The 26,318-nt window shown below is 40.7% G+C and carries 24 protein-coding genes and 6 pseudogenes; 9 read left to right on the forward strand and 21 right to left on the reverse strand.

The window, feature by feature from the left end:
- Window positions 1-27: 27 nt before the first annotated feature.
- The 7 genes and pseudogenes from PN838_RS14085 to PN838_RS26450 all read left to right on the forward strand — a co-directional run bounded on the left by PN838_RS14085 (window position 28) and on the right by PN838_RS26450 (window position 4,971).
- Window positions 28-384, forward strand: coding sequence for a hypothetical protein (locus PN838_RS14085; RefSeq protein ID WP_272181082.1), 357 nt, complete (start codon window positions 28-30; stop codon window positions 382-384).
- Window positions 372-926 (forward strand): annotated as a pseudogene (locus tag PN838_RS14090) (efflux RND transporter periplasmic adaptor subunit); the annotation flags it as partial. The gene PN838_RS14085 and the pseudogene PN838_RS14090, both read left to right, overlap by 13 nt.
- Before the next feature lie 69 nt (window positions 927-995).
- Window positions 996-1,121, forward strand: a complete 126-nt coding sequence (locus PN838_RS14095; RefSeq protein ID WP_272181083.1) for a hypothetical protein — start codon at window positions 996-998, stop codon at window positions 1,119-1,121.
- Between the two features lie 2 nt (window positions 1,122-1,123).
- Window positions 1,124-4,165 (forward strand): annotated as a pseudogene (locus PN838_RS27370) (efflux RND transporter permease subunit).
- Window positions 4,166-4,329: 164 nt separating this feature from the next.
- The gene (locus tag PN838_RS26440) at window positions 4,330-4,467 is read left to right on the forward strand and encodes a hypothetical protein (protein WP_334313367.1); all 138 of its coding nucleotides are present in this window, start codon (window positions 4,330-4,332) and stop codon (window positions 4,465-4,467) included.
- Between the two features lie 49 nt (window positions 4,468-4,516).
- Window positions 4,517-4,738 (forward strand): hypothetical protein, encoded by a 222-nt coding sequence (locus tag PN838_RS26445; RefSeq protein WP_334313368.1) that lies wholly within the window; start codon window positions 4,517-4,519, stop codon window positions 4,736-4,738.
- Window positions 4,735-4,971: an SOS response-associated peptidase family protein gene (locus PN838_RS26450; RefSeq protein ID WP_334313369.1), complete on the forward strand. Its 237-nt coding sequence runs from the start codon at window positions 4,735-4,737 to the stop codon at window positions 4,969-4,971. Before PN838_RS26445 ends, PN838_RS26450 begins: the two co-directional genes overlap by 4 nt.
- 68 nt (window positions 4,972-5,039) lie before the next feature.
- Here the strand turns inward: PN838_RS26450 and PN838_RS14120 are convergent, their stop codons facing one another.
- From PN838_RS14120 to PN838_RS14205, 18 genes and pseudogenes are all read right to left on the reverse strand, one after another.
- Window positions 5,040-5,465, reverse strand: a complete 426-nt coding sequence (locus PN838_RS14120; protein ID WP_272181087.1) for a GMC family oxidoreductase — start codon at window positions 5,463-5,465, stop codon at window positions 5,040-5,042.
- Complete coding sequence (locus tag PN838_RS14125; RefSeq protein ID WP_272181088.1) at window positions 5,357-6,397, reverse strand: GMC family oxidoreductase N-terminal domain-containing protein; 1,041 nt, start codon at window positions 6,395-6,397, stop codon at window positions 5,357-5,359. The genes PN838_RS14120 and PN838_RS14125 overlap by 109 nt, the downstream gene beginning before the upstream one ends.
- Complete coding sequence (locus PN838_RS14130; protein ID WP_272181089.1) at window positions 6,352-6,771, reverse strand: hypothetical protein; 420 nt, start codon at window positions 6,769-6,771, stop codon at window positions 6,352-6,354. Before PN838_RS14130 ends, PN838_RS14125 begins: the two co-directional genes overlap by 46 nt.
- A 24-nt stretch (window positions 6,772-6,795) precedes the next feature.
- Complete coding sequence (locus PN838_RS14135) at window positions 6,796-7,413, reverse strand: gluconate 2-dehydrogenase subunit 3 family protein (RefSeq protein WP_272181090.1); 618 nt, start codon at window positions 7,411-7,413, stop codon at window positions 6,796-6,798.
- Window positions 7,400-8,678, reverse strand: a pseudogene (locus tag PN838_RS14140) (MFS transporter). The gene PN838_RS14135 and the pseudogene PN838_RS14140 overlap by 14 nt, the downstream one beginning before the upstream one ends.
- Window positions 8,679-8,725: 47 nt before the next feature.
- Window positions 8,726-9,756, reverse strand: a pseudogene (locus tag PN838_RS14145) (sugar phosphate isomerase/epimerase family protein).
- A gap of 23 nt (window positions 9,757-9,779) precedes the next feature.
- Window positions 9,780-10,937, reverse strand: a complete 1,158-nt coding sequence (locus PN838_RS14150) for a Gfo/Idh/MocA family protein (RefSeq protein ID WP_370661111.1) — start codon at window positions 10,935-10,937, stop codon at window positions 9,780-9,782.
- Window positions 10,938-11,259: 322 nt separating this feature from the next.
- Window positions 11,260-12,588: a hypothetical protein gene (locus tag PN838_RS14155; RefSeq protein ID WP_272181091.1), complete on the reverse strand. Its 1,329-nt coding sequence runs from the start codon at window positions 12,586-12,588 to the stop codon at window positions 11,260-11,262.
- 32 nt (window positions 12,589-12,620) lie between these two features.
- A complete protein-coding gene (locus tag PN838_RS14160; RefSeq protein ID WP_272181092.1) occupies window positions 12,621-13,106 on the reverse strand; it encodes a hypothetical protein in 486 nt (161 codons plus the stop codon).
- A 23-nt stretch (window positions 13,107-13,129) separates the two neighbouring features.
- Window positions 13,130-13,315, reverse strand: a complete 186-nt coding sequence (locus PN838_RS14165) for a lysozyme family protein (RefSeq protein ID WP_272181093.1) — start codon at window positions 13,313-13,315, stop codon at window positions 13,130-13,132.
- Window positions 13,312-13,587, reverse strand: a complete 276-nt coding sequence (locus PN838_RS14170) for a transglycosylase SLT domain-containing protein (protein ID WP_272182605.1) — start codon at window positions 13,585-13,587, stop codon at window positions 13,312-13,314. The genes PN838_RS14165 and PN838_RS14170 overlap by 4 nt, the downstream gene beginning before the upstream one ends.
- Window positions 13,527-13,931, reverse strand: a complete 405-nt coding sequence (locus tag PN838_RS14175) for a hypothetical protein (RefSeq protein WP_272182716.1) — start codon at window positions 13,929-13,931, stop codon at window positions 13,527-13,529. Before PN838_RS14175 ends, PN838_RS14170 begins: the two co-directional genes overlap by 61 nt.
- A 160-nt stretch (window positions 13,932-14,091) precedes the next feature.
- Complete coding sequence (locus PN838_RS14180) at window positions 14,092-14,421, reverse strand: hypothetical protein (protein ID WP_272181094.1); 330 nt, start codon at window positions 14,419-14,421, stop codon at window positions 14,092-14,094.
- Window positions 14,422-15,318: 897 nt separating this feature from the next.
- Window positions 15,319-16,672 (reverse strand): annotated as a pseudogene (gdhA, locus tag PN838_RS14185) (NADP-specific glutamate dehydrogenase).
- Between the two features lie 942 nt (window positions 16,673-17,614).
- Window positions 17,615-17,851 (reverse strand): hypothetical protein, encoded by a 237-nt coding sequence (locus tag PN838_RS14190; RefSeq protein ID WP_272181095.1) that lies wholly within the window; start codon window positions 17,849-17,851, stop codon window positions 17,615-17,617.
- A gap of 44 nt (window positions 17,852-17,895) precedes the next feature.
- Complete coding sequence (locus PN838_RS14195) at window positions 17,896-18,792, reverse strand: sugar phosphate isomerase/epimerase family protein (RefSeq protein WP_272181096.1); 897 nt, start codon at window positions 18,790-18,792, stop codon at window positions 17,896-17,898.
- Window positions 18,732-19,106 carry a hypothetical protein gene (locus PN838_RS14200; protein ID WP_272181097.1) on the reverse strand — a complete coding sequence of 125 codons (375 nt, stop codon included), beginning with the start codon at window positions 19,104-19,106 and terminating at the stop codon, window positions 18,732-18,734. The genes PN838_RS14195 and PN838_RS14200 overlap by 61 nt, the downstream gene beginning before the upstream one ends.
- A gap of 444 nt (window positions 19,107-19,550) precedes the next feature.
- Window positions 19,551-20,054: a hypothetical protein gene (locus PN838_RS14205; protein WP_272181098.1), complete on the reverse strand. Its 504-nt coding sequence runs from the start codon at window positions 20,052-20,054 to the stop codon at window positions 19,551-19,553.
- Window positions 20,055-20,542: 488 nt separating this feature from the next.
- Here PN838_RS14205 and PN838_RS14210 point away from each other — a divergent pair, with 488 nt between their 5' ends.
- Both PN838_RS14210 and PN838_RS14215 read left to right on the forward strand, forming a co-directional pair.
- Window positions 20,543-22,558, forward strand: coding sequence for a tetratricopeptide repeat-containing diguanylate cyclase (locus tag PN838_RS14210; RefSeq protein ID WP_272181099.1), 2,016 nt, complete (start codon window positions 20,543-20,545; stop codon window positions 22,556-22,558).
- Window positions 22,525-22,695, forward strand: a complete 171-nt coding sequence (locus tag PN838_RS14215; RefSeq protein ID WP_272181100.1) for a diguanylate cyclase domain-containing protein — start codon at window positions 22,525-22,527, stop codon at window positions 22,693-22,695. Before PN838_RS14210 ends, PN838_RS14215 begins: the two co-directional genes overlap by 34 nt.
- 1,123 nt (window positions 22,696-23,818) lie before the next feature.
- Here PN838_RS14215 and PN838_RS14220 read toward each other — a convergent pair.
- From PN838_RS14220 to PN838_RS27375, 3 genes and pseudogenes are all read right to left on the reverse strand, one after another.
- Complete coding sequence (locus tag PN838_RS14220) at window positions 23,819-24,712, reverse strand: SMP-30/gluconolactonase/LRE family protein (protein ID WP_272181101.1); 894 nt, start codon at window positions 24,710-24,712, stop codon at window positions 23,819-23,821.
- Window positions 24,713-24,734: 22 nt separating this feature from the next.
- The gene (locus PN838_RS14225) at window positions 24,735-25,397 is read right to left on the reverse strand and encodes a sulfite exporter TauE/SafE family protein (RefSeq protein ID WP_272181102.1); all 663 of its coding nucleotides are present in this window, start codon (window positions 25,395-25,397) and stop codon (window positions 24,735-24,737) included.
- A gap of 136 nt (window positions 25,398-25,533) precedes the next feature.
- Window positions 25,534-26,306: pseudogene (locus tag PN838_RS27375) on the reverse strand (SDR family NAD(P)-dependent oxidoreductase).
- Window positions 26,307-26,318: the final 12 nt, after the last annotated feature.

Raw genomic sequence — 26,318 nt, forward strand, 5'->3', positions numbered from 1 at the left:
ATATTTTTATTTTATTCGGAATTAAACATGATCTCTAACAATACGTTCACTACATCTAAATTGAAAAAACCAACCATTCTGCTAGGGGCATTTTTGGCGTCTATTTTTATTGCAGGTTGCACAGAAGAAGAGGTGCAAACTGAAACTGCCATCATCGAACCAACTGTTAAATTGTCAGCTGCTACAGATATGCCAAACTTTTCTGAATTTGAATTTCCGGCAGAAGTTTCAGCGGTCAAAACTATCGACGTGAGTTTTGAAGTCGCCGGTCGATTGCAGGACGTAAATTTGCGCACGGGTTCTATTGTTAAAAAGGTGACTTACTTGCTCAAGTCGATCCAACTGAATTCACTCAACGCCTTAATGAAGCTAAAACCCGTTTAGAACAGGCGAAGCGAGATTTAGATCGTGCCACCGCCACATTTGAAAAAGGCCTTGCAGCCCAAAGCCAACTCGATAATGCAAAAACAAATTACGAACTTGCTCAAATTGCAATAAATCGCGCGCAGAAAGATTTAAGTTATACCTCGGTTAAAGCGCCATTTGATGCACAAATTTCACAACGTCTTGTGGACAACAATAACTTTGTAAAAGCGGGGGACATCATTGCTAAATTGCAGGATGTGTCACGATTTTATTTTAATATTAATGTCCCTGAACGTTTATTAACTGGCTACAAACAAGGCGCAGAGATTGAAGCCGCCGCTAGCATCATTTCAGCACCAGAAAAAATGTATCAATTAGAATATGTTGAACATGCCACGCAAGCAGACCCGATTACTCAAACATACAAAGTCGTTTTTGCTGCGGCAACGACCGATCCTAGCCTGACACCTGTGGGCACGAGCCAAAGTCTTATTAAAACTAGGTTATCAACGTTATGGCGATGGTTTATTAATTCCTGTTACGGCACTCGTTGGCAATAATAGCGAAGGGTTCCACGTATGGAAATTTGATCCAAAAACCGTGAAGTTGTAGCGACTGAAGTCGAGGTCTTGTTTGTTAAAAACCAGCAAGCATTAGTGAAAAGCACACTAAACGTAGGCGATGAAGTCGTTGCTGCTGGTACGACGAAGATGCGCGAAGGCCTTGTTGTTAAACCTTACAATGCGGAGCTGTAATAATGGATATCGCTCGTTATTCCATTAAAAACCCAGTCAACATTTGGTTGATGGTAATCGTATTTATCATTGGCGGTTTAATCGCCCTTAACAATATCGGTCGACTAGAAGACCCCGCATTTACCATTAAACAAGTACAAGTTGTTACTCAGTTTCATGGGGCCAGCGCGGTTAAAGTTGAACGGGAAATTACTGAACCACTAGAGATCGCTATTCAGCAGATGCCGCAACTGCGTCGCATTATGTCGATTTCTAAACCCGGTGTTTCAGAAATTACAGTTGAAGTAGAGTCGCATTACGATTCAAATGTATTGCCTCAAATTTGGGACGAACTCCGAAAACGTCTACGTGACGCTGGTAAAAATTTGCCAATTGGCGCACAAACACCAAGCGTTTACGACGACTTTGGTGATGTGTATGGCATGTATTACGCCTTAAGTGCTCCTGAATTTTCACCTCAAGAATTACGTGAGTTTGCTCGTATTATTCGCCGTGAGTTATTGGTCACCGAAGGCGTTGCTAAGGTGCAGGTTAGCGGAGTTCAACAAGAACAGCTTGTTGCCTACATTAACCCTTATCAAATCGCCGGATTGGGCATTTCGTTCCCAGATCTGGCTCAGTTATTAGCCGAAAACCTAAAACCTTTTAATGGCGGTCGTGCCCAAGTTGGCGAGAAAAAGTTCGTATACTGGTGGATAATGCCCTAGATAAAATTGACGAAATTTATAACTTGTCGTTAGTTGTCCCTGGTAGTTCACGTTCGATAAAAATTCGTGACGTCGCTGAACTCAAAATAGAACCCGTTGATATTCAACCTGTTTTAGTTCGCTATCAAGGCCATGAAGCCATCACATTAGCCATTTCTGCGTTAAACGATGTCAATATCGTTAACGTCGGGCATAGCGTGACCGACAAAGTTGAGCAGATAATCACGACGTTACCAGCAGGTATTACGTTAACCCCAATTTACGACCAAGCGGCACTTGTTGACCAATCTGTTAAGGGGTTTATCGATAACCTAATTTTGTCGGTTGTTGTGGTAACACTTACTCTTTGTATCTTTATGGGTTGGCGTTCAGGTGTTGTTGTTGGCGCAGTATTGTTAGTAACAGTAATGGGTACTGTGTTGATCATGTGGTTAATGGGTTTGCAGCTACAACGAATTTCACTTGGCGCTATGGTAATTGCCATGGGTATGCTGGTCGACAATGCGATAGTTGTGGCTGAAGGCATGATGTTAAGAATGAAGCAGGGCAAATCGGCCACAGAAGCAGCCAGCTTTATTGTTAAACGAACACAGTGGCCTTTACTAGGGGCGACAATTATTGGTATCGCAGCGTTTTCTGGTATTGGTTTGTCAGACGATGCAACAGGTGAATTTTTGTACTCATTATTTGCCGTCGTCTTAGTTTCTTTGTTGCTTAGCTGGGTATTAGCAACAACGGTTGTGCCTTTATTTGGTAAATATTTTTACCAAGTTGGTAACGACACAGCGGGCGAAACAAACAAAGGCGTGTTATATCGCGGTTATTTGGCTTTGCTGCACACCGCGCTTAAATTTAGATGGATAACGGTTGCTGCGTTATTAGCGATAACCGTTGTGGCTTATATGGGCTTTGGGTCAGTAAAACAAGGCTTTTTCCCAAGTTCTAATGCACCATTGTTTTATATCCATTATTGGGGTCCACAGGATCGTGATATTCGTCATACAACTGAAATTATGACTCAAGCTGAGTCGGTCATTTTAGAACATAAAGATGTTGATACCGTAACGACCTTTATTGGCCGTGGTGCGGACCGCTTTACTCTGACTTATGCGCCACAACAGCCAAACGAGAGTTATGGCTACTTTTTAATTAAAGCCACTGACCGAGACAAAATAGACTCGTTAATTAAAACATTAGTAAAACAACTTCCGCAGCTGGACTTAGATGCCAACTTTTATAGTGAACGTATGCAATTTGGTCCCGGTGGCGGCGCCAAACTTGCGGCACGTTTTTCTGGTCCAGACACTGAAGTACTGCGTGACTTAGCAGAACAAGCCAAAACCATCTTAATCAACGACGAAAAAGTTCGAGATATTCGTCACAACTGGCGAGAAAAAGGGCTGGCTATCAATACCCATTACGATGCGTTTAATGCTGGTATGACGGGCATTACCCGTTCTGACTTTAGCCAAGCGATTCAATACGCTAGCACTGGACTTGAATTAGGTAGATTGCAAGATGGTGACTATAGCTATTCGATAAAAGCCAAAATGGCGATGGCGTCTGATTCAGAACTTGATTCAATTAAAAACAGTCAAGTGTGGAGTTCGTCTCAACGTCACCATGTGCCGTTTTTACAAGTCTCCAATGGACTAGAGCTGGTAAACGAAGAAACACAAATTCATCGCCGTAACCGCTTACGCACAATAACGGTTAATGCTGACCCTGGATTTGACGAAACCGCTGGCTAAGGCATTTGCCCGCATGAAACCGCAAATCGAAGCGATTTCATTACCCGATGGTTACAAACTGGAATGGGGCGGAGAATATGAGTCGTCAAAAGACGCTCAAAAAGCACTTGGTTCAGGCTTGCCGGCTGGGTTCTTGGCGATGTTTTTAATTTCGGTTTTACTGTTTGGTCGAGTACGTCAACCTTTGATCATTTGGTTAATTGTGCCAATGGCTGCAGTAGGTGTGGTCAGTGGTTTGTTGGCCACAGACATGCCATTTGGGTTTATGTCGCTGCTCGGTTTTTTAAGTCTGTTTGGTATGTTAATTAAAAATGCCATTGTTCTTATTGAAGAAATCGACCTGCAGATCCAAGAAGGACTCGAAGCCAAAGTCGCGATTATTACCGCCAGTGCTAGTCGTTTACGGCCTGTCGCATTAGCCGCCATTACCACTATTTTAGGTATGGCCCCGTTGTTATCAGATGCCTTTTTTGCTGACATGTCGGTGACCATCATGGGTGGATTAGCATTTGCTACGATATTAACAATGATTGCCGTTCCTGTATTTTATAGTATCTTTTATAAAGTGAGCTATAGAGCTAAGTAACGACAAACGCATAATGCTAACGGCGCCTTGTCATGACAAGTGCGCCGTTTTTTATGTTTGCCATTTGGCCAATGACGATATCCAACCTTGGGAGATAAATAATGTGTGGCAGATTAAACGTAACTGACGATCCCTAGGTACGCCAATTAGCACTCGATTTAGGGGTGAATTTAGATCAAACGCCAATTCAACCAAACCGTTTTGTGCGAGCGGCTTCAGAAGTACAAATTATCGTAGAAAAACCCGGCGCGCGATTTCTTCGTCCCGCGACCTTAGTGGTTGCTTCTGGAACGTTCAGATAATGGATTCAAACCGTCAAAATACACATCCTTTAATACTCGATACGACAAGTTGAATGTCCCCCGAAGCGCCGGATATGCGCCATTTCGAGAATCACGTTGTGTTATCGTAGCTAAAGGCTTTGGTGAGACCGAGTTTGTGCAACACGGTAAACAAAAAGTCCCTAAACACTATTATGATTTGACGGCCAAAGACGGCGCAATAGCGTTTGGGGGTTGTATCGAGATTATTATAATAAACAGACTGGAGAAGTCGTCACCGGTTGCAGTGTGATCACCTTACCCCCGCACCCTAAACTAAATGAAATTCACAGCAAAGCAAGCCCATTAATGTTACCTCAAGATGACACATTAAACGCTTGGTTAGATCCATACAATCAAGATGTTGCGATGTTTCAACACCTTTTGCAGCCAAATATTAGACAAACACTTGAAGCCACACAAATTGATAAACCAAGCTTATTTAATGCCATCGCCGAGCCTATTTTAATTCAAGCTGATGGCTAATGACTGAGATATTGGATCGCCGCGAATACAAACTGATCGGCGACGATTTTTATTAGCACAAAACGATTTTATATCCGTTTGTTATTCATCTCATTCACGCAATATTTAACTGCCCTGACCGTCATTGCCATAAAGGTTAACGATGGGTTTACTACCGCAGAAGAACAAAACGCTGCACCGTCTGAGACAAATAAATTATCAATGTCGTGGGTTTGGTTAAAGCCATTTAAAATTGAATCTTTTGGATCGCGTCCCATACGTGCTGTACCCACTTCATGAATTGCTAACCCCGGCGCGTTATGATCATAGGTCGTGCGACTTTTAACATCCAAAACACCTGCTTTTCTAAGCATGTCGGCACCAACTTGTGCGGCATCTTCCATCATCAGTTTTTCGTTATCTGACCATTGGCAATTGATGTCCAATTGCGGAATACCCCATTTATCAGTTTTAGTTGGGTGCAATGCCACTTGGTTCTCAAATCTAGGTAACATTTCGCCCCGGCATAAAGCCCTAGTCGCCATTCTCCAGGCTCAGTTAGCTTAGACTTATAGTCGGCACCAATTCCGTCACTGCCACCTTTACCACGCCAATCGGTGCGATATGCACCCATACCAAATGCGTAACCACGTTTAAACCCTTCGCCATAAAGGCTCGGTTTATAACGAAAATTAGGAATGTAACACCCCGTTGGACGACGTCCCTGATAAAATTCGTCCTCAAACCCTTCAACCCTGCCATCGGCACTCGCATTGTAATTATGGTCCATTAGATAATGTCCCAATACGCCTGACGAGTTTGCAATACCATTAGGGAATTTCTTAGACTTACTATTGAGCATAATTTGGGTACTGCCCAGCGTACTTGCACACAAAAATACTACTTTGGCAAAGTATTCACGGGTGGTTAAATTGTCGTTATCGATGACTTTAACACCGAGCACTTTATTGGTTTTGTCGTCATAAATTAGACTATGAACCACACTATTTGGCGCGATATGCAGATTGTTTGTTTTCGCCGCCGCAGGCAGAGTTGAGCTTTGGGTAGAAAAATAAGCGCCAAATGAACAGCCTTTTTGGCATTCATTTCGGGCTTGGCATTGCACTCGGCCTTGCTCGATATGCAGCTGTGTCGGTTTAGTTAAATGGGCGCAACGGCCCATAACCACGTGTCGTTCAGTGTAATTTTTATCAACAAACTGTTTGAACATTTTTTCCGGTGAGGTCATTTCAAACGGCGGTAAAAATTCGCTGTCGGGCAAATTTACTAGCCCTTCGGCCTGACCACTAATGCCGACAAACTTTTCAACGTAGCTGTATTCATCTTTCAAATCATCATAACGGATTGGCCAGTCATTGCCTTCACCGTCACGTTTATTCGCTAAAAAATCGTCTTCACATAGTCGGTAGCTTTGTCGATGCCACAAAAGGGACTTACCACCGAGTTGATTGGCTCTAATCCAGGTGAAGTCGGTACCTTCTTTGGTCGAATAAGGCAATTCTCGGTCGTTACCAAAAAAATGCTTAGTGCTATCGTGAAACGCATAACATTTTTTTGTTGATGGAAATCTTGTTCCACTAGTAAGTTATCGACCTTGCTTCTATTTGGAAACTCCCACGGGCCTTTACCTTCACCCGGATAGTCTTCACGGTGTTTTACCACACGCCCGCGCTCAATCATTAACGTATTTAATCCGCGTTCACAAAATTCTTTAGCTGCCCAGCCGCCGGTAATTCCAGAACCAACAACAATGGCATCAAAGACAGTATCGGTTTGTTCTATATACATTTTATCGTTCATATTTTACTCCACTGCCATTTGAGACTAATAAAAGGCATGTGAACCCCATGCTTTATCGCCCTTTTTATAAGGGATTGAACCGGTAAACCCACCCGGTACCGGCAGATATCGTAGCGCCTGTGTCGCGCCAACTTCTGACGTGAAAAAGCCGAACACGATAAGGTGTTTAATTAGCTGAAATTTGGACTTTTGATCGTGGTTAAAACCGTCAAGTCGTTCTAATTTAGTTAATAATTCATGACGTTGACTGTCAATTAACTGCGCAAATGACGTTGAAAAAGCATTGATGGCTGCACTTTCAATATCATCCACTATTTCTATTGCCAAACGTCGGTCATGCTCGTTGTAACAAACCGCTAATTGATGATCGATGAACCCATGACAATCAACATCTTCAGCACTTGGTGTATCTGTTTTTGGCAAAACGGTTCTGGCAATTTTTGCCAACGTCGCCATTTGTGACTGCGTAAAGGTTTTGCCTTTACGGTGGGCGCTGTTTGGTGTCATTTCGTAGGCAAATGCCTGATTTAACTTCACCCCACTGACAAGCGTAAAGGCTGCACTCGAACCAACTACTAGACCTAACTTACGCAGAAAGTCACGGCGCGTTGGTTCAGTTAATTCGTTATTAGATGGTTCCATGTTCACCTTCCGACTTTTCTACTATTGAATCTGTGTCAGTAGATTGTTCTGGTTGTTTTTGTTGACCGTTTGTTTGTCTTCTCACAATGACAAATAACACCGCAAATACAACGATTAAGACACTAGGGAATACCGTTAAGTTTGAGAGTACTTCTTGCCCGGCAACCAATCCAACTTGGTCTGGCGCGACATTTGACATTTCTGCAGTCTTTTTCGCGTCGTCAATCCATTGGCCAATAACCGGATTCCACATACTGACCGAAAACATGCCTACACCACCGGCTAAAGACAATCCTAGAGCGCCTGTTTTTGGCGTATATTCCACAACACAACCCAGCATAGTAGGCCAAAAATATGTCACGCCGACGGCAAATAATATCGCCGCTAGATATATCATTGGGCCGCTGACTTGGCTCATCATATAAATTCCGCTAAGTGCGATTACCGACGATACAAACAAGGTGCCAACAGGGCTTAAGCGGTGAACCAATGGCCCCGCATAATAACGACCAACCGCCATTAGACCTGTAATTAACGCTAGGATAAGCATTGGCGAAGCACCGCTTTCACCTAAAATGCGTTCAATCCATTGTTGTGTGCCAAGTTCGGTTGTTGCCGTCAAACTAAAACATAACAACAGTAAAAGGTATAACGGCGAAAATAGACTGCGCATGTTATTTATTGTTGAGTTCTGTACTTTGTCAAAAATTGGGAAGGTGCTTTTTAGCAACATAGTTCCGTAAATAAGCGTAGGGATTAGAATTAGTGCAACTTGCCATTGCCACGTTAACCCAATAGACCCCATAAATTGTGATGCTAATGCACCAATCAATATGCCCCTGAAACCACACATGAAAACGATTCAGCATTGTTGTTTTATTGCTTGAATGCAGATCCGCGATTAGTGGATTACAACCCGCCTCGACCGAGCCATTAGCAAAGCCAATTAAAAACGTTGAAATAAGCAGGCCCCAAAATCCACCAGCGGTTAGGGTAAAAATAATGCCAAACAAGTGACAGGTAAATGCCAAAACGATCAGCTTTTTAGCGCCAAGTGCGTTATACAAAATACCGCCAAACATAGTCGCTATAGGAAAACCCAAAAATGCCATGGCATTTATCCACCCCAACTCACGGCCGTTGAGCCCAAATTCAACTCCGAGTTCTCCCAAGATCCCCGCGCGAATTGCAAAGGTCATTGCAGTCACAATAAGGGCAATACAGCAGAGCCTAAAAATCTTATCCTTGTCGACGATATTATTCATAATGTTCTCTTTTTTGTTATTTTTATCTGTTGATTGAACTACTTGAATTAGCTGAGGCCAAGTACCTTATTATTAAATTCAACGTCTGCTGCTCCCCAGCAAAATCGTCAAATGCCTTATCTGTCGGTCTTATAATATGTTGTTCGATAAATTTAGCGCCCTCCGCTGCTCCATCTAAAGGATGTTTAATACAACATTCCCATTCCATCACTGCCCACCCTTCATAACCATAGGCTGTCAGCTTGCTAAATATGGCATTAAAATCTATCTGACCATCACCTAATGACCGAAAACGTCCATGACCTATCGACCCAAGATTCATAACCACCATAAACACCAGCGCGTCCTGTTGCGTTAAATTCAGCATCTTTAACGTGGAATGCTTTTATTCGTTCGTGGTAAATATCGATAAATGCCAGATAGTCGAGTTGCTGCAATATAAAATGTGATGGGTCATAAAGAATATTGGCTCGTGGGTGATCATTAACCGCCTTCAAAAAGCGCTCAAATGTCACTCCATCGTGTAAGTCTTCACCTAGGTGTAACTCGTAACAGACATCAACACCTGCGGCGTCAAAGGCATCAAGTATCGGTAACCAACGTTTCGCAAGTTCGGCAAAGCCTTGTTCGACAAGACCGGCGGGGCGTTGCGGCCACGGATAAAACGTGTGCCACAATAACGCGCCAGAAAAAGTGGCGTGCGCGTTTAGGCCAAGCTGTTTACTGGCGGTTGCTGCCCACATCATCTGCTCAACGGCCCACTCTTGGCGAGCGACTGGATTATTTTTGACGTGTTCAGGTGCGAAGCCATCAAACATTTCGTTATAAGCTGGGTGAACCGCCACTAACTGACCTTGTAAATGGGTTGATAGCTCGCTGATTGAGAGTCCATAACTTGCCACTTTTTTCAGTATTTCGTCACAGTACGAAGTGTCCTGAGCGGCCTGTTTAAGATCAAAAAACGGGCATCCCATGAAGGTATTTGAATCGCTTTAAAACCAAGTCCAGCAGCCCATCTACAGATATCATCGAGATTACTGAAAGGTATGTCGTCACTGGCAAATTGAGCAAGAAAAATACCTTACCCTTTGATCTGTTTCATTATATTTGTCCTTCACTGTTAACGGTGAGCTTAAAGGGTTGCCATTTAGTTTGTTGTTTACTCGCCTCGACGACATTTTCGATAAATGCCATACCACGAATTGCCTGTTCAATATCAGGCGCAAGTTCACTAATGTCTGAATCCGATTGTTGTTCTAGTGCGATAATTTGATTGATAAACTGCAAATAAATATTGGCAAACGCTTCAATGTACCCTTCAGGATGACCAGCCGGTGTCCGTAAATACGCGTTAGTATTCGCGGCCAGTGTGCCTACGCCCGCTCGAATAATTTCCCTCGGCTGATTATTGTATTTTTTGATCAACGAGTTTGGCTCTTCTTGACGCCATTCAAATGAAGCTTTTGTCCCGTAAACTCTGATTGATAGATTGTTTTCTTCGCCAACCGATATTTGGCTCGCAATTAGTACGCCTTTGGCACCGTTATTAAATTTCAATAACACTGTGCCATCGTCATCGAGTACGCGTCCAGCAACGACAGAGGTTAAGTCCGCGCAAAGCTCGGTTATTTTGAGTCCACTAACATACTCGGCCAAATTAGCCGCATGAACGCCTATGTCGCCCATGCAACAACTCGCACCTGCACGTTTAGGATCGAGTCGCCAACTTGCCTGTTTGTTTTCTTCATTCGTTGTTTCCGCTAACCAGCCTTGACTATATTCAACAATAATCTTAACAACATCACCGAGCGCGCCCGCGGCAACCTGCTCACAGGCTTCTTTAACCATTGGATAACCGGTATAGGTATGCGTAAGCCCATATAATTTTTGCTGTGAAGTTACAATTTTCTCAAGTTCAAGGACTTGATGTAGGTCCATTGTTGCCGGTTTGTCAGACAAAACATGGAACCCGTGTTCTAACGCGCATTTTGAGACTGGAAAGTGAAGATGGTTAGGTGTCACGACCGATACAAATTGGATCCGCTGCTCAGCGGGTAATTTGGCTTCAGCTTCAAACATCTGCTGATAGGAGGCGTAACAGCGTGTTGGTTCAATCCCTAACATGTGTCCGGTTAATAAACAGTTGTCATGATTAGAGCTAAACGCACCAGCAACTAATTCTATCTTACCGTCTAAGAACGCGGCCATACGATGGATGTTGCCAATAAAAGCACCTTGGCCACCACCGACCATACCCATTCTGACTTTATTGCTGGTTTTTGCCATATTCTCAATACACATATAGATTACTAAACTTAATCCAGTATAAAGAGACATGGATTTAACCTATATAATAATATCGGTCAAAATTAAAAGGTTTTCGGCGTTGTGGTTTGTAATCTAACAAACAGAAAATCCCGAATCGCCTTTATTTATTGGGTTAGGTATATTTTGTCGGAGTTATGATTTGGTAATTTTTAGACTAATTACTTTAAAAGTAGATGCGAGATATTTAATGTTTGCCATGGAGTTGAGATTTAAGCTAAGCCCTTATTTTTCAAAATAAGGGCTTACACTATCCTTAGAAAATAACGTTTAGTCGGGCATACGGACCATGTATGATGTCGTCTCGGTCGTAATTAATGAAATATCCATCATCAGGGAAATCATCTTCGTCATCCCAATTGGATTGAACATGATAGTAGTCAACTTTATAACCGGCTTGAAAAGATGCACCAAACCCCTTTAATGCCCGAAAACGATGCTGCCATATATACCCCAATTCACCCGATACTCCCAACTCAATAGGATTTAGCCCGATGATGTCAGCTTTAGTTTCGCCTGTAACTTCAGTAACAGCATCTCGACCAACAGTCAGATTTGATAGGCCAATAAAGCCCGTTACATTAAGATAAAAACGGCTATAGTTTGTTTCATATCGATAACCATAGGCGGCTTCGTCAAAACCCAATTTAAATCCAAGTGAACTCATGCTAAAAGCTTCATCAAATGCCGAACCTAGATAAGCGCCATTGTGGGAACCAAAGCCAACAACACTTGGTGAATCAAACTGGTGATAATACATGCCCAAGAACAAACCTTTTTCGGCAATAATTAAGGCATCATATGTCTCTCGTTTACTGGTAAATGCATGTGACATATTTGTACCGTTTTGCATATAGCTTGCTGTACCGCCGGCATCCATTGTTGAATAACCTAATCGCAATGTGCTCGCGCCATTAAACAAGCCATGATAATCAAATTGAATAATATATTTATTCACGGCGGCTCGAATTAATTGGTTGTCGGTTAAGTTATCCAGCTGATCTTCTGCTTCGTTTTGTAGTAACGTGACGGCTAACTGTGATTTTCCCCAGCGACCTTGAACAAAGAAAGATTTGAGAATATTGGTATTCATGTCATATTCAGTGGTAGCTTTTTCTACGTCATTAACGACAACACTTTGATTTACTGACCAATTAGCATATTGAAGCCCGCCCCCAGCCATAAAATCAACTACACTGCCCGATGCAAAGTCGTGTTGATTGTATTCCATCGTTTGTAAATCGCTTTTAGAATACTCAAAAGTGTCCAACTTTCGTTCCGACGTATTTCGGGTGGTTACAGTGATCTTATTACCAGTGACTTTGATTGTGGGTTCAAAGCCTATGTTTTCAACTTCAGAGGAATGTTCATTCCCTCTCGATACAAGGCCTTTGTCATCAAAATAGTAAATGACTAACCCTTTGTTATAGGCGTTAACCCACTCGTACACAGCGGCAACATAACCAATATTTGGAACCACTTTAGCGTCAATGATCTGAGAATAATCACTGCGCTCATGCAACGCCGTTTTTGCAGATAACCATGGCTGATGTGATTTGACTCGGGGGAGATCAGATACATACAATTCAAAATCATCTTCACTGACAAAACTAACAGCTATTTCTCCAGAATAATTATGAGAAACCGATCCAACTTTACGCTCGGCTGGTAATTCAAAATACGTTTCTTTTTACCAAAGTGACGGCCATCAATGAGGAGCTGAGATGCCGACAGGCAAACAAGTTCGCCCTGAGGGGTTATGTCTCGTTCTTGGCCGTCACAAATGGACGACAACGACGCACGTTTACGACCTTTTGAGCTATGAAGAAAGTACTGCTTTTTATTACCTTTTCCTTTAGAAACCCGAATGTAATCAGACACAATGGCCCACGCAACGCCGTTATACAGAGCCTTAAGCTCCAATTTGGATTTGTCACTGTAACTCTGTCGATATTTACCAATCGTCAGTTTCATCGAGCAGTCTTTTTTGCATTTAGAATTAGACTGGCTAAAATCCACCATAGGCAAAGCTTCAACATTCGGAGCCAATCCTAATAACACCAATCCAAATAACCATTGTGTAATCGCTATCTTCATCTTCACTTAACTGTCCTTAATTGAGCTTTCTAAATAAACTGTTCGTAGTACTTTTTAGCTTTAAGTACTTTTTGAATATACCCTTGAGTTTCAGGGTGTGCATTTGCACGAAGCTTGTTGTAAACCTCCTGCGGTGCAAGTTGATTGATTGCTTTATAAGCTGGTTTAAGTTTTTTACTGCTTTTATCGTTAAAAACATAGGCAACATTGCTCATGTGCCCGTATTGTAAGCCGCAATTGCGACATAAATTTTACTGGTTTCATTTTTTACTGGCGAAAAGTAACGATTGACCAATAAATTCATATACGTCGAACCAAATTCAACATTGGTTTCAGGGACTAATAATGTTTTTTGATGCGGCGGTGTTTTTGATTTATTCAAATAGTCATTTACGTCTATGCCCGCGCTTGTTGGCACCACCTGCATTAAACCAAAGGCAGGGATGGGGGATTGGGCCATAGGATTAAAGCTAGACTCTGTTTCCATAATGGCATACAGGAGCGCTGGTGATAGGTTGTATTTATTGGCCTGCGAACTAACATAACGTCGATACGGTGTGGTTTTTTCCACTGCGTACTACTGAATTTTATTTTCCGTGTCGCAGGTTGTTTTTTCTCTGGCGCCACACTGACTTGCTGTTGATGTTTAAGCGCATTACTGGTTTCCACATCAAAGGTATTAAGAAACATACGCTCCGGTAATTGCTTCTCCACGGGCAACGTTTGGATATAGGCTTCGACTTTCTTTTTGGCCTTAACGAGTGCCTTAATATTTTCTTCAACGCGCTCAACTTCTTTCACGGGAATGGAACGCTTAGCAACCGATTTCACTAATGCCTTTAATTCACTTTGGCTAATACCAAGCGAATCCGCTACTGTTAATCCTTTACTCGGATCGTATTTTTTAATCTTTTTGAGCTGAGCGACATGCCGTTTTTCAAATCAGCAATTGATGCATTAAGCGTATTATTTAATAAGGTTTCGGCTTGCTTTAAATTAGACGGTTTGATGCTGGAATAAAAATTTCATCGGCGGCGTAATCAATGAGCACCTTCTCATTCATGTCTTGAGAATAAACAACTAGCCTTGAGCCACTGGACACATCGGCATACCCCCAAACTCCCGTAACTTGAGCTTTATACTGCGCTAACTCTTTCCTAAGATTAAGTTTGTAGTCAGCAAATTCCTTTTTCTCATTTTCTGCGAACGTTGCAAATTGTGCCTTAAAACGCTCAAATTCTGATTTTGGCGCGCTAACCCCTTGAGGGAGTGCGCCTAGCATGGAGAGCAAAATTGTCAAAATTTTGTATTTATTTTGCATGACATAACCTTTCTATACCCAGCAATTAGCTATTTATTAAATGAATGATGTCGCTGAATTAGTAAGGGATAATTAGGAAGTTTTTGAAAAAATTGCATTTTCTTACTTACACTAATCTTTTGACAGGCTGTTTGCATCCTTACTAACGAGATTAAACATTACTATAAGCGTGGCAAAAAGGCACGGAAAGGTTACTGATAAGAGCGTAAATTTGCTAAAAAACACACTTTATCTCACAATCGACTTTCCACCCATCGGTGAAGGGATCTGTTACGCATTGGTGACTGAATCTGACGATTGCTCATCAAAAATTTTAAAAATGTTTTTGATTTTTTTCAGGTGCAGTTGTGAGAACAACGGTAGTCGTATAACGATAGATATAACAAGAGATGATTACGCACAAAATAAATGGGATGGTAGAAAAGAATGAATCACCGACAATCCAGAAATAGCCACTTATATGAATAATTAACATTGTGCCAAATATAACTGCTTTTCTATTTAACTTATCTTGTATTGAAAGTTCAGCTGAGCACTTAGAGCATTGAAAGTGTTCTGAAAATGACCAATAGAGTTGAAACCAACTAACTTTAGTTTTGCACTTAGGGCAAGCGTGATCTTTTTCATAATCCTTGAACCTATCTTAATTTAATCCATTAAATAATGCCTAATAAGGCCATTTTATCTGTTTCGCTAAAACGAGTAAACATCAAATTTACCACGCAATTAGAAGAAACACAGAGCAAGTCACCGTTCTTTAATACATAATAAAACGGCATATGGATAACGAGCAAAGCGTCGTTAAGGCAATTAGAAAATTGTGGCCATACACATTGGCAACAGCGCCTATGTTTTATGGTTATTGTTTAATTGCGACTTACCTAAACTAACGCTTATTTAGACAACGCCTTGTTCTATCATGGCATCGGCAACACGTCGGAATCCCGCAATATTAGCGCCTAATACTAAATTTCCCTCATGACCAAATTCTTTCGCTGCATGACTTGAGCTAATAAAAATGTTTTGCATTATTTGCTTTAGCTGCTCATCTACCTGTTCAAATGTCCATTTTTGCATACTCGCATTTTGAGCCATTTCTAATTGGCTTGTTGCTACACCGCCGGCATTGGCAGCTTTACTCGGCCCATAAGCAATTTTAGCGTCAATAAATGCATCAACAGCCGCTTTAGTTGAAGGCATATTTGCCCCTTCACTCACCAATTTGCAATCGTTTGTTAATAAAGCCTTTGCATCCATCAAGGTTAACTCGTTTTGAGTGGCGCACGGAAATGCCGCATCGGCTCTATAACGCCAAACCGCGTGGCCGTCTTCAGGATAATGTGCGGCCTCTGTGTAGATAGCTTCTGGGTAACTTTCGGCATAATGAGCTATGGCTCACTCGTTGTTTTTCTTTAAGTTGTTTTACTAACTTTAGATCGATGCCGCGGTCATGATAAATTGTCCCCGATGAATCACTGCAGGTGATTGGTGTTGCTCCCAGCTGATAGAGCTTTTCCATTGTATATATAGCGACATTGCCAGCTCCAGACACTAAACAGCGTTTGCCATTTAAGCTATCTTTACGTTCTTTAAGCATGCATTCAGCAAAATATACAGTGCCATAACCTGTCGCCTCTTTACGAGCAAGTGATCCACCCCAAAGTAGACTTTTGCCTGTAAATACGCCGTCGTAATTTCCAGTTAATCGTTTGTATTGACCAAACATATAGCCTATTTCTCGCGCACCAACGCCAATATCGCCCGCAGGTACATCCGTTGTCGGTCCGATATGGCGAAAAAGCTCTGTTATAAATGATTGGCAGAAACGCATAATTTCACCATCACTGCGACCTTTGGGATCAAAGTTTGCACCGCCTTTGCCCCCGCCTAAAGGCAGACCCGTTAAAGCATTTTTAAAAATTTGCTCGAATCCTAAAAATTTGATGATCCCCGCATTGACGGAAGGATGAAACCTCAACCCTCCTTTGTATGGGCCTAATGATGAATTAAACTCAATTCGATATCCCTTATTAACGTGTATTTGACCGTCGTCATCAACCCAAGGTACCCGAAACATAATCTGACGTTCAGGTTCAACAATACGTTGAATAATCGCTTGCTGTTGGTAGTGAGTATGTTTTTCTAAAAGAGGCGCTAACGAGTTAAGCACCTCTTCAACAGCTTGGTAAAATTCAGTTTGCGCCGGGCTACTGCGCATTAAATCAGATATCGTTTGGTGAATATATTTCATCAAATACGTCCTTTATATTGAAAGATTACGTCTAGCTGTTGCCTTACAAATACAGTTTTAGCCGCATAAGGCTTGCCGAGTAATAACCCCCATGAAACCGACGTTCCTATGTTTAATTCAAGTCGGATTGGCCCCTTAGGCTTAACAACTGGATTTCGAGCCATGCAAGCGAACTAAGCAAAGAATCTCAATAGGAGCTCGATATTTTGTTTTGCGTTCCACTAATGCTGAGCTTTCTAATACAAATCACTAGTGGACTTTGTAAATTGAGCTCTTCCCTTCACTTTAGACAGAATTAGAGTCAATTAGGCAAAACGGGAAAATTAAGGCTTTGAAGACGTGTAATGAAATCTGAACACTGCGATGGCAACAACTTGTTCTTGAGCTTAGATAAAGTATAGAAAATCAGTCCAGCAACATTTGCCGCCGTTTCAAAATTTAGGGAGAGAAAATTCAGGGTTTGAGCACTAACATTAGAGACACCCGCAAATAAAACGCATTCGTAATTTGTTGATAACCTAAATCTTCATTCATTACCTTTAGGATCGACAATGAGTAAAAACAAAACAAAATTCACGCCGTGTGAATTATATACTTTGGTTATACCAGAAAATGAAATAGCAGAAATTAAATGCGTTTTTAAATTAGACCACACATCCATTAATGAATATGAGCACCAAGCTATCACCCACGCCCGACAGGCAATTGAGGGTATCGAGGGTTACGCTTACATCCCCAGTTTAATGGAGTTCATTCTAAATAAAGTCCCGCCGCACAAATAAACGGTACACGTGTTGCTCGATAACATATGGATAATAATAGAACGCTGCTCACAAATAGCGACAAAAAATGGATTTTTACAAAATAGAAACACCTAACTCATTGTTAACGATAAGTTAGGTGTTAGTACTATTGCATAATACGGCTAACATAACGTTTCTGTTAATCGCCACCACCACCGCCGCCATCTCCTCCTGAGCTGCCACCGTCAGAATCAAACCAACTAGAACTAGCATCCCCATGACGCAATTTGGAGCGTTTGGATCGGAATGCACTCACTAAAAATATAAGTGCTAATGCAACAACGATCCATATGACTTTAGAGTGAGGTTCAACGGTGTATTTTTTATATGCCGCAATAAATAGAACTGTGGATATTATGAAGGGAACAAGTTTCATAAGCAGATCCGTGCCTTTTTGGGTGTTACGATAAAATCGAAAATTTAATTTAAGATCTTATAGTATAAATATTCCCATGCCAACTGAACGCTATATAAAGGCGGGTAGGTGTACTCTTCAACTTCGGCAACCATATACTTTGGCACGTTAAATTCAGCGTGATGAAATATCTCCATCCAATCAATATTGCCACTTGCCCCGAGCTCTTTATAATCTTTAATGTGCCAACTTAAAAATCGGTTTGGGTATTTTTTAAAATAATTCACAGGCTCTACCCCAGCGACTTTCATCCAGTAAATATCAGCTTGAAAATACACATATGAAGGGTTGGTGTGTTCTAAAAAATAGTCATAGATCCGAGTGCCCTCGACATCGCCAAATTCGTCAGCGTGATTATGAAAGGCAAAGGTAATGCCCTTTTCGCGGCATAACTTCCCAATCGCATTATAATAATCGCTATAACGCTGCAGTTCTAATTTAGTCGTTACACCTTTTAGTTGATTATTGGACGTTGTCAGATAATGTACGCCCGCTTCTACATGGTCATCTATCGTCTTCGCCCACCATTTTAAGGCGCTTTCCCAATTGTCAGAAGCAGGCAGATCATGAAATGTCATGGACCCCAAAAATTGCATTCCGTGTAACCTAACTTCCTGTCTAAACTCGGTTGGCGACATGCCATAAAAAGTTCCATTGTCATAAACGAAGGTTTCTATGTAGCTATAACCCATACGTCCTAGCTCTCTCAGCGTTCCTGCAGGGTCATTCAGCATTTCCTGATGTACCGAGACTAGTTGGATCCCAATATTTTTATCTTTAGGGTTAGACTTGATATAGCGGGTTTTCCAAAGGCTTTTACCTGTAACGTCAAACCCCTCTACTAATATATTGCTGGGGCTTTGAAACTCAAAATCGACTTGCAAATAAAAGTTACCAAGCATATCGACGTCTCGCATCGTCCATTTTTTATCCGATGAAAAAGCCCTTTTCCTTTGAAAATAACCCCTTCTTGGTTTTGCCCTAATGCAATGATTTGGTCACTCTTAGTATCGTAACCAATCAATTCAGTTAATAAGGTTTTGTAATGGCCGTTTTGATATTGAAGTACTTCAACTTGCATCGACTGATTATTCATTGTTGAAATATTTTTCATCTTTATTGCAGGAAAGGCCCCAAAGCTATCGGTTTCAATATTATCGCTGCTGACCCAATGCCCCGCATACTGATGTAGGCGATCAATTTGAGATCTGAGCAAAGGTTCTGCCAATAGGCTTTGGCTTTGGCTGAGAAAGAGAAAGAAAATGAATACAATCGAAATGATTAATCTCATGGTTAAGACCTGTCGTTTTATTAGTTTTAGGTCGCCCAATAACAAGGTAAACCTGCATGTTTATAAACCTCTCTCCCAATAAAAAAGCTTATAACAACTAATTGCATTTTTTGGAGTAAGGCCAGCCGCATTTACAAAATTTAGGAACGATAAATAAATCGATATAAATAGTAACGTAGGTTTCTACTTAACTATCTTTACGTATTTTTGTTTTAGGTATGCGATATCGATTACGATTACTGGAAGGTAATTAATAATTTAACGGTTCGTTAAATCGAACTGCGACCATCTTGCGCACAAACACAGCCGAAGCTATCCATCATAAGACTTTTGTTTTTGTCACAGTCTAAGTGAATTATTGTTGCGCCTTTAATCCAGTTGAGCACATTGCTCTACTTGCCTATCTTTCTTCAACTTCCGGCTTTGTTTTTTATCGCTAATATAAGACCAACGTGACGCTAAGCCTGCAGCATAAAATAAACCTATCACCAGCCAAATAGTCGAACTGTAAACCCAAAACCAAACCCCGAGGCTTGCAACATACGGACTGTCAAAAAGGAAAGGAACAAAAAATCCATACAAGCCCCGCACCATGCACAATGCAGAAATAAGTATTAGACACTCTTTCAAGAAGGGCAATCGACGAATAACACCGGCGCCAGAAAGGGCGTATAAAGACCAGCCAAAGAAAATACAGACTAAAATGACGCCAATAAATGCGGGGTAAATCGAGCCTGTTTCCGCTAATTTTGCCATGTTTTCACCTGCACCAGAAGCTAAATACCATTCTGGTCCGCCTATAATTATCGCGATGTGGAGTATACATCCGAGGAAGGTTAATACTGCGCCGTAAATAAAACTCTGCTTTACCATAAGATTCCTTCCTGAATTAAAATACGTGCTAATTTTGTTGGTTATCTTGTGTACTGTCGATAAAGTTTGCGACAGAAGAAGTATCGATTGAATTTCAATCAGTTATATCAACACTACCGTGTTTTTTATGGGAATGACTTGACCCATTTAAAGATTAAGCGATACTTTATTGATCTTATCAATACAAATTTTGGAAGTTCAAACTGCAACATTTTTTAAGTAAGAACATATGCGGTTAATTGGATATTTAGGCCAATTGCACTTGGGATCCCCCTTCGCTAAAACATGCATACAATATTTTACCAAGTCAATTTGGTCATTATCTGATCCTAGTTGTGTTTTTCTGTATTGTGTCTTTTTGTACTAATGCCCAATCAGAAACCAGCTCTTCGAAAGCTTTCGAGTCAAGTTCTAAATTTGCTCATCTATCCGATAGCGAACTTTTAAAAAACGCCGAGTCTCTTCGGTCTATTGATCTACAAACAAGCATGAAACTGGCAAATGAAGCACTTCGCTTATCTACAATTAATAATAACCATACAGTAAGCGCAGAAGCACACTCATTATTGGGGCAATTAAATCAACGCTCACATAATGCAGACCAGTCACTTGATAACTTTTTGCAAGCCTCTGTTATATATAACAATATCAATGACAAAAGAAATCAGATCTTGTCGACAATTGATTATATTGAAGTGTTATTAGTTGAAAAACGCTACGATCAAGCGGAAAACACTATTGATGAATTATTACCTATCACCCTGCAATATGACGACGGGTTCCTTATCGCACTTACATTCATTAATAAAGGTAATGGCTATTATCAACAAAAACGTTACCAAGATGCTATCAATCAATACCTTCAAGCCCCCGATTATCTTTATGGTAGTGATAAAGTTATACAACATCGACTTGGAGAAACTTACAAAATAATAGGCCAGTCATACAAACGTTTAAGAAATAGAGAGCAAGCTGCTAAGTACTACAGGAAAACACTAGAGGTATTTACCACGCTGCAAGATAAACGATTAATGGCGCGTACCCTAAATACGCTTGCTGACTCAGAACGCTATTTAGGTAATCTAGTTATAGCCCTTGATTATTCAATGCAAGGGCTCGAATTGCATCAAGGATTCGACGACCCTGAAGCTTATGCTAAATCTTTGCTCGGTGCCGGAATTATCTATCGTCTTATTGGCCGTTACGAAAAATCTCTAACACACATTCATGAAGCGTATTTATATTACAAACAAGTTAATGATGTACTTGGTATTGCGAAAACATCGAACCAAATTGGCCATATTTATACTAGGTTAAAACAGTTTGAACAGGCTAAATCCTTTTATCAGGTCACGGTAGATTTGCCCGAAGGGTCAATAGAAGAGAAAACAATAGCGTCGTCTTTACGAGAGTTGGCAGTTATTAATTTAAAGTCTGGCGATTATAAAACCGCCATGGTAATGGCTCATAGAGCCTACACGATTTATAAAAGAAGCAAATACAAATCAAACCAATCAGTTATAGCTAGAATTATTGCCAATATTTACCGAGCCATAAATGACACCAATAATGCTATTAATTATTACCGTGAATCTCTTTCTCTTGCTAGAGAAATAAACAGTAAAATATACCAAATAAGAGCACTAAACCCGCTTGCCGGCATTCTAATCGGAATAGATAACGATGAAGCAATTAGCTTGCTAAACGAATCACTTGCACTATCAAAGGAATTGAATAATAAAGTAGAAATGTTATTTGCCTATGGCCATTTTAGAACAGCAGAAAAAGACAGAGGCAACTTCACAGCCGCGTTACATTACGCAGAACAAGAGCTAGAGTTAAGTGAAATCATTCAAAAAGAAAATGAAGATAATCAACTTATCCTAGCAAAAGCCAATTTGCATTCACATAAATTAGAAGTTGAACTCGAAGCATTAAAAGAAAAATCCAAACTCGATGAACTTGAATTAGCTAGGAAAAACAATGAAATTGAGATTGCAAAACAAGTAAAAACCATCACTGAACTAGAACTTATAAAAAATAAATATGCCAGTGTTGCGTTAACGTTATTACTTGTTATTTGCCTGTCGCTAATCTTCTTAATTTATCGCCGATTCATTGCATCAAATAAACGTAATAAAGAGCTCGATTACCTTGCGGCGCGTGATCCCCTGACGGATTGTTACAACCGTCGTATTTTATTGAAGTTGATGAATCAAAATTTTGAAAATGCAGAAATACTTGGCGAATACTGCATTATTTTGGCTGATATCGACCATTTTAAAAAGGTTAATGATACCTTTGGTCACAACATTGGTGATTCAGTCCTAAAGAGCTTTGCACATGTATTACAAAATTGCGTTCGGCAAAATGATATCGTCGCTCGATTTGGTGGTGAAGAATTTTGTATTGTTTTACACAGAGTAACCCCAGAGCAAGCTATGACCATTGCCGAAAATATGCGTAAAAAGTGGAACAAACAGCTTTTGATGATGTTTCGGTAACGTCTAGTTTTGGCATTACGTCTATCCGGTTTAATGCCAAAAACCCTTCTGAGTTGATTGAACAAGCGGACAAAGCACTGTACAAATCAAAATCCAACGGTCGCAATCAAGTTACGCTTTGGGAGCCCACTTTATAAATATTTTTACATTACATGTCGAAGAATATTGAATAAACAAATGTGAAGATGCCGTTCAAATTGCTACAACACCCGTTCTGGCAATTGTGGACGACTGCTGATGTCGCTTTAACTTAACTATCAGCCAGACATTGTGATTTTATGGGAGGGTTACAGTGGTAATGGTTTGTCATCAAACAATACGCATGGATCAGCCAATTAAATCTGTCACAAACATGGCCTTTTTGGAATTATCTTTTTATTTGGACTCGTTAGGTCCAATAGGAAGAAATGAAATTAAATAGCCCGCAACGACAACAAATAGCAGTATTGCCGGCAGAATTAATACCGGATATTCATTAAGTAACTCCATTATTACCCTCCGTTAGTCGCAACCAATTGTTTAAATAATAATTTATCGCTAATGACGATTATAGTAAACGATACCCAATTTTCACTTTTCACAATACACTTTTTGCATTTCCAAAGAGCGTATGGTCAATTTCCACTTTAAGAATATTTGTCTTTGAATTTGCTGGCGTATTATTTGGGGTATTTAAGAATTGGCGCCCGGCAGGAATCGAACCTGCGCTTCAACCTCCGGAGGGACGAGCTAAAACAGTGTATCTAAATCGTTTTTTTCGTTACTAAATGGTGTTCAAACTACCACAAAAACGTCAACCTTTTGTTTTTATTAATATTTAATAGTTTCATTTTGTACCTTTTAACGCCGAACATCTGAGTCACACAAATCTTATCCATGATTGTAGTGGTACAAATTTTTACTGTTATTTTACATTCTGGTCACATATAGGTCACAGAAGAATTCAAATTAAAGAGCTATAGAACTCAACCCAACGGTAGGAATACGCTCAAACATCAATTAACGATACGGTGTCAAAAATAAGATCCCAAATGCCCCCTTAGTTTATTTAGAGGGATTGAAGCGACCACAACCAAAAAAACAATAGCAAGGTATGTTATCAATAGCTTATCAGACGATGTTCAAAGCGCAAATCGAACCCGAGATGCGATGTCCTTACCTATCCAAATTGTGGATGTAGATCATAGTGAACGGCTGACAGAACAGGATGTCAACGCAGCAAAAGGGCGTCTCTCGTTCTGGGAAAAGCGTAAAGGGGATTTAACTTTTTGGTAAATAACGAATTGCTGTTTCAGCCACACCATTAAAGTTGTCAGCTTTGTAATGAAAAACTTTGCCTGAGTCAGGAAATTTAGTTAGTTCTGTCTCTGTCATTGTGTGTGATGCTGAAGTGATATAGACATCATTTAGCCGCGGTCCAGCAAACGTAATGTTTGTTACATAGAGCGCCGGAACTGAAACTTTTATGACTAATTTTCCTTGTTCGGAATAGCAATAGACTGCGGCACCGCCCCAGCTTGCAATCCATAAGTTGTTTTGATTATCGACGGTTAAGCCGTCAGGATAACCTTGTGAACTTGGCCACTTGATGAAAACTGATTTAGAGAAGGCATTATGTTGTTTCGAGTATTGGATTTTATAGATTGTTCTTTCTGTACTCGATACCGAATAGATAATATCACCTGACAAATTGAACGCTGGGCCGTTGCTGACCGTATATCCAGTATCCACTGTTATGCAACTATGACTATTATCTATAGTGTATAGTCTGCCTTTGGCTTTTGTTTCCGAGTTGTCCAAAGTACCAAAATAAAGTCGCCCACTTCGGTCACATTTGGCGTCATTAAGTCTGACGTTGTTTTTAACCTCTCTGTTGCGCCAGAGGAGGGTTTTCCTTTGGGATTTAAAGCTATAGTGGAATATACCTGAATTGCATCCAATAACGAGCTTGCCATTTATATCTTTATTTACCCAGCAGATCGCTTCATCAAATTCTTGTATGGTAATGGATTGATTATTTAAGTCTTGACGGAACAGCCGAGGTTGCAGGATATCTACCCAGTACAACGCCATTTCATGCGAACAAAAGTAAAGACCTTCGCCTAAGCGCGCAACCGGGACATCTAGGGTAGCAACGTAAGTTAGTTCAGTCATAAAAGTAAGCTGTGTTGACGTTTTACGTAATTAACAGCATACCGGAAATTGTCGCAACGAGTAAAACAAGAATTCGCATGAGTTTTGGGTTAATAAGATTATTGATAAAATTAGACAAACATATTCCTATTAAGATCGCCGGCGCCAATTGCAGAAAGTGTATAAAATCTTGAGTACTTGCCTTGCCAGCCAATAAAAGTGCAATAATTGCGATCGCATTGAGATAAACAAAGAAGATACTTAAATTGGCTTTAACCGTCGATTTTTCCTCGGATTGATATAATAGCCCCATTGGCGCACCTCCAGCGGACGTGATAGTGCCCATGACACCAGATACAAACGAAGCGACCAGACTGCTGACGTAATTGACTTTTGGCTTAATTCCTAACACAGACAATGAGACCGCAAGTAACACTAGAAAACCAAAAATTTTCTGGTACTGCTCAATAGATATAAGCCCAATGAATATCGCTGCGAAAAATACACCAAACGTACCGCCAATCAATGACAGTTTCGTTTGAGATACATCAATTTTGTCTTTGAATTTCAAGGATAGGATAACCGTATTTAACAGAGCAAGCAGGATCATTGGCCCTAGCACCAACTCAGGGTCGATGAGAAACACCAATGGTGCACTTAAAAGCCCTAATCCAAAGCCGACTAAGGCTCTGTAGACAGGCTCCAAAGATAATGATGATGTACAGTAAATAAAATTCAGAACTCACAAAACAAAATACTTTAACTAATATTGTATTACAATAGTATTCTGTGAGCACAAATAGTCAATTAATAATTTTATTAATTTCAGTTATTAAATTTAATTAAATCCAACCCGCGTCGATTATTAACGTTGTTGCGGTCATCATTTTACTGTCATCTGATGCCAAAAATAATGCAGCTTTGGCAATATCGATAGGCTCTAACGCTTTATGTATGCATTGGGCTTCTTGTGTTTTTTCGGCGACGTCTGGGCTTAACCATTTGGCAATTTGTTTGTCGGTTTTCACCCAACCTGGAATAAGGGTATTGACTCTAATGTGGTCGTTACCAAAATTAGAGGCTAAACTTCGTGTTAACCCTTCAATAGCGGCCTTAGCTGTAGTGTATAAAGGCATTCCTGACTGTTTTCGACGCCAGCTTGCTGAGCCCAAATTGATGATGGAGCCACCGTGATTTTTCATAAATGGGTGGACAGCTTGTGCCGCAAAAAATAGGGTTTTAGGTTAATGGCAATCGAATGATCCCAGTAGTCTTCATTTACGGTGTCAATCCGGTGCCTTTCATCATTCGCCGCATTGTTGACCAGAATATCAATTTGCCCATGTTTTTTAGCACTATCTGCAATGATGTTTTGTAACTCAGAAATTTTGGTTACGTCACATTCAATGTATTGAACCTCTAGACCTAGTTCGGTTAAGTGGTTTGCGACTTTACTGGCATTTACCTTATCAATATCGACAAAGGTTACCTTAGCGCCTTGGTAACACAATTGTTTAACTATTACGGCGCCAATGCCTGTGGCTCCACCCGTAACAAAGGCTAATTTGTTTTTTAACGAAGGATAAATCGCTTGGTCATTGCTGGTAGGGATCATAAATGCTCGTTT

Source organism: Psychrosphaera algicola, from assembly GCF_028401425.1.
In the GTDB taxonomy this organism is placed as follows: domain Bacteria; phylum Pseudomonadota; class Gammaproteobacteria; order Enterobacterales; family Alteromonadaceae; genus Psychrosphaera; species Psychrosphaera algicola.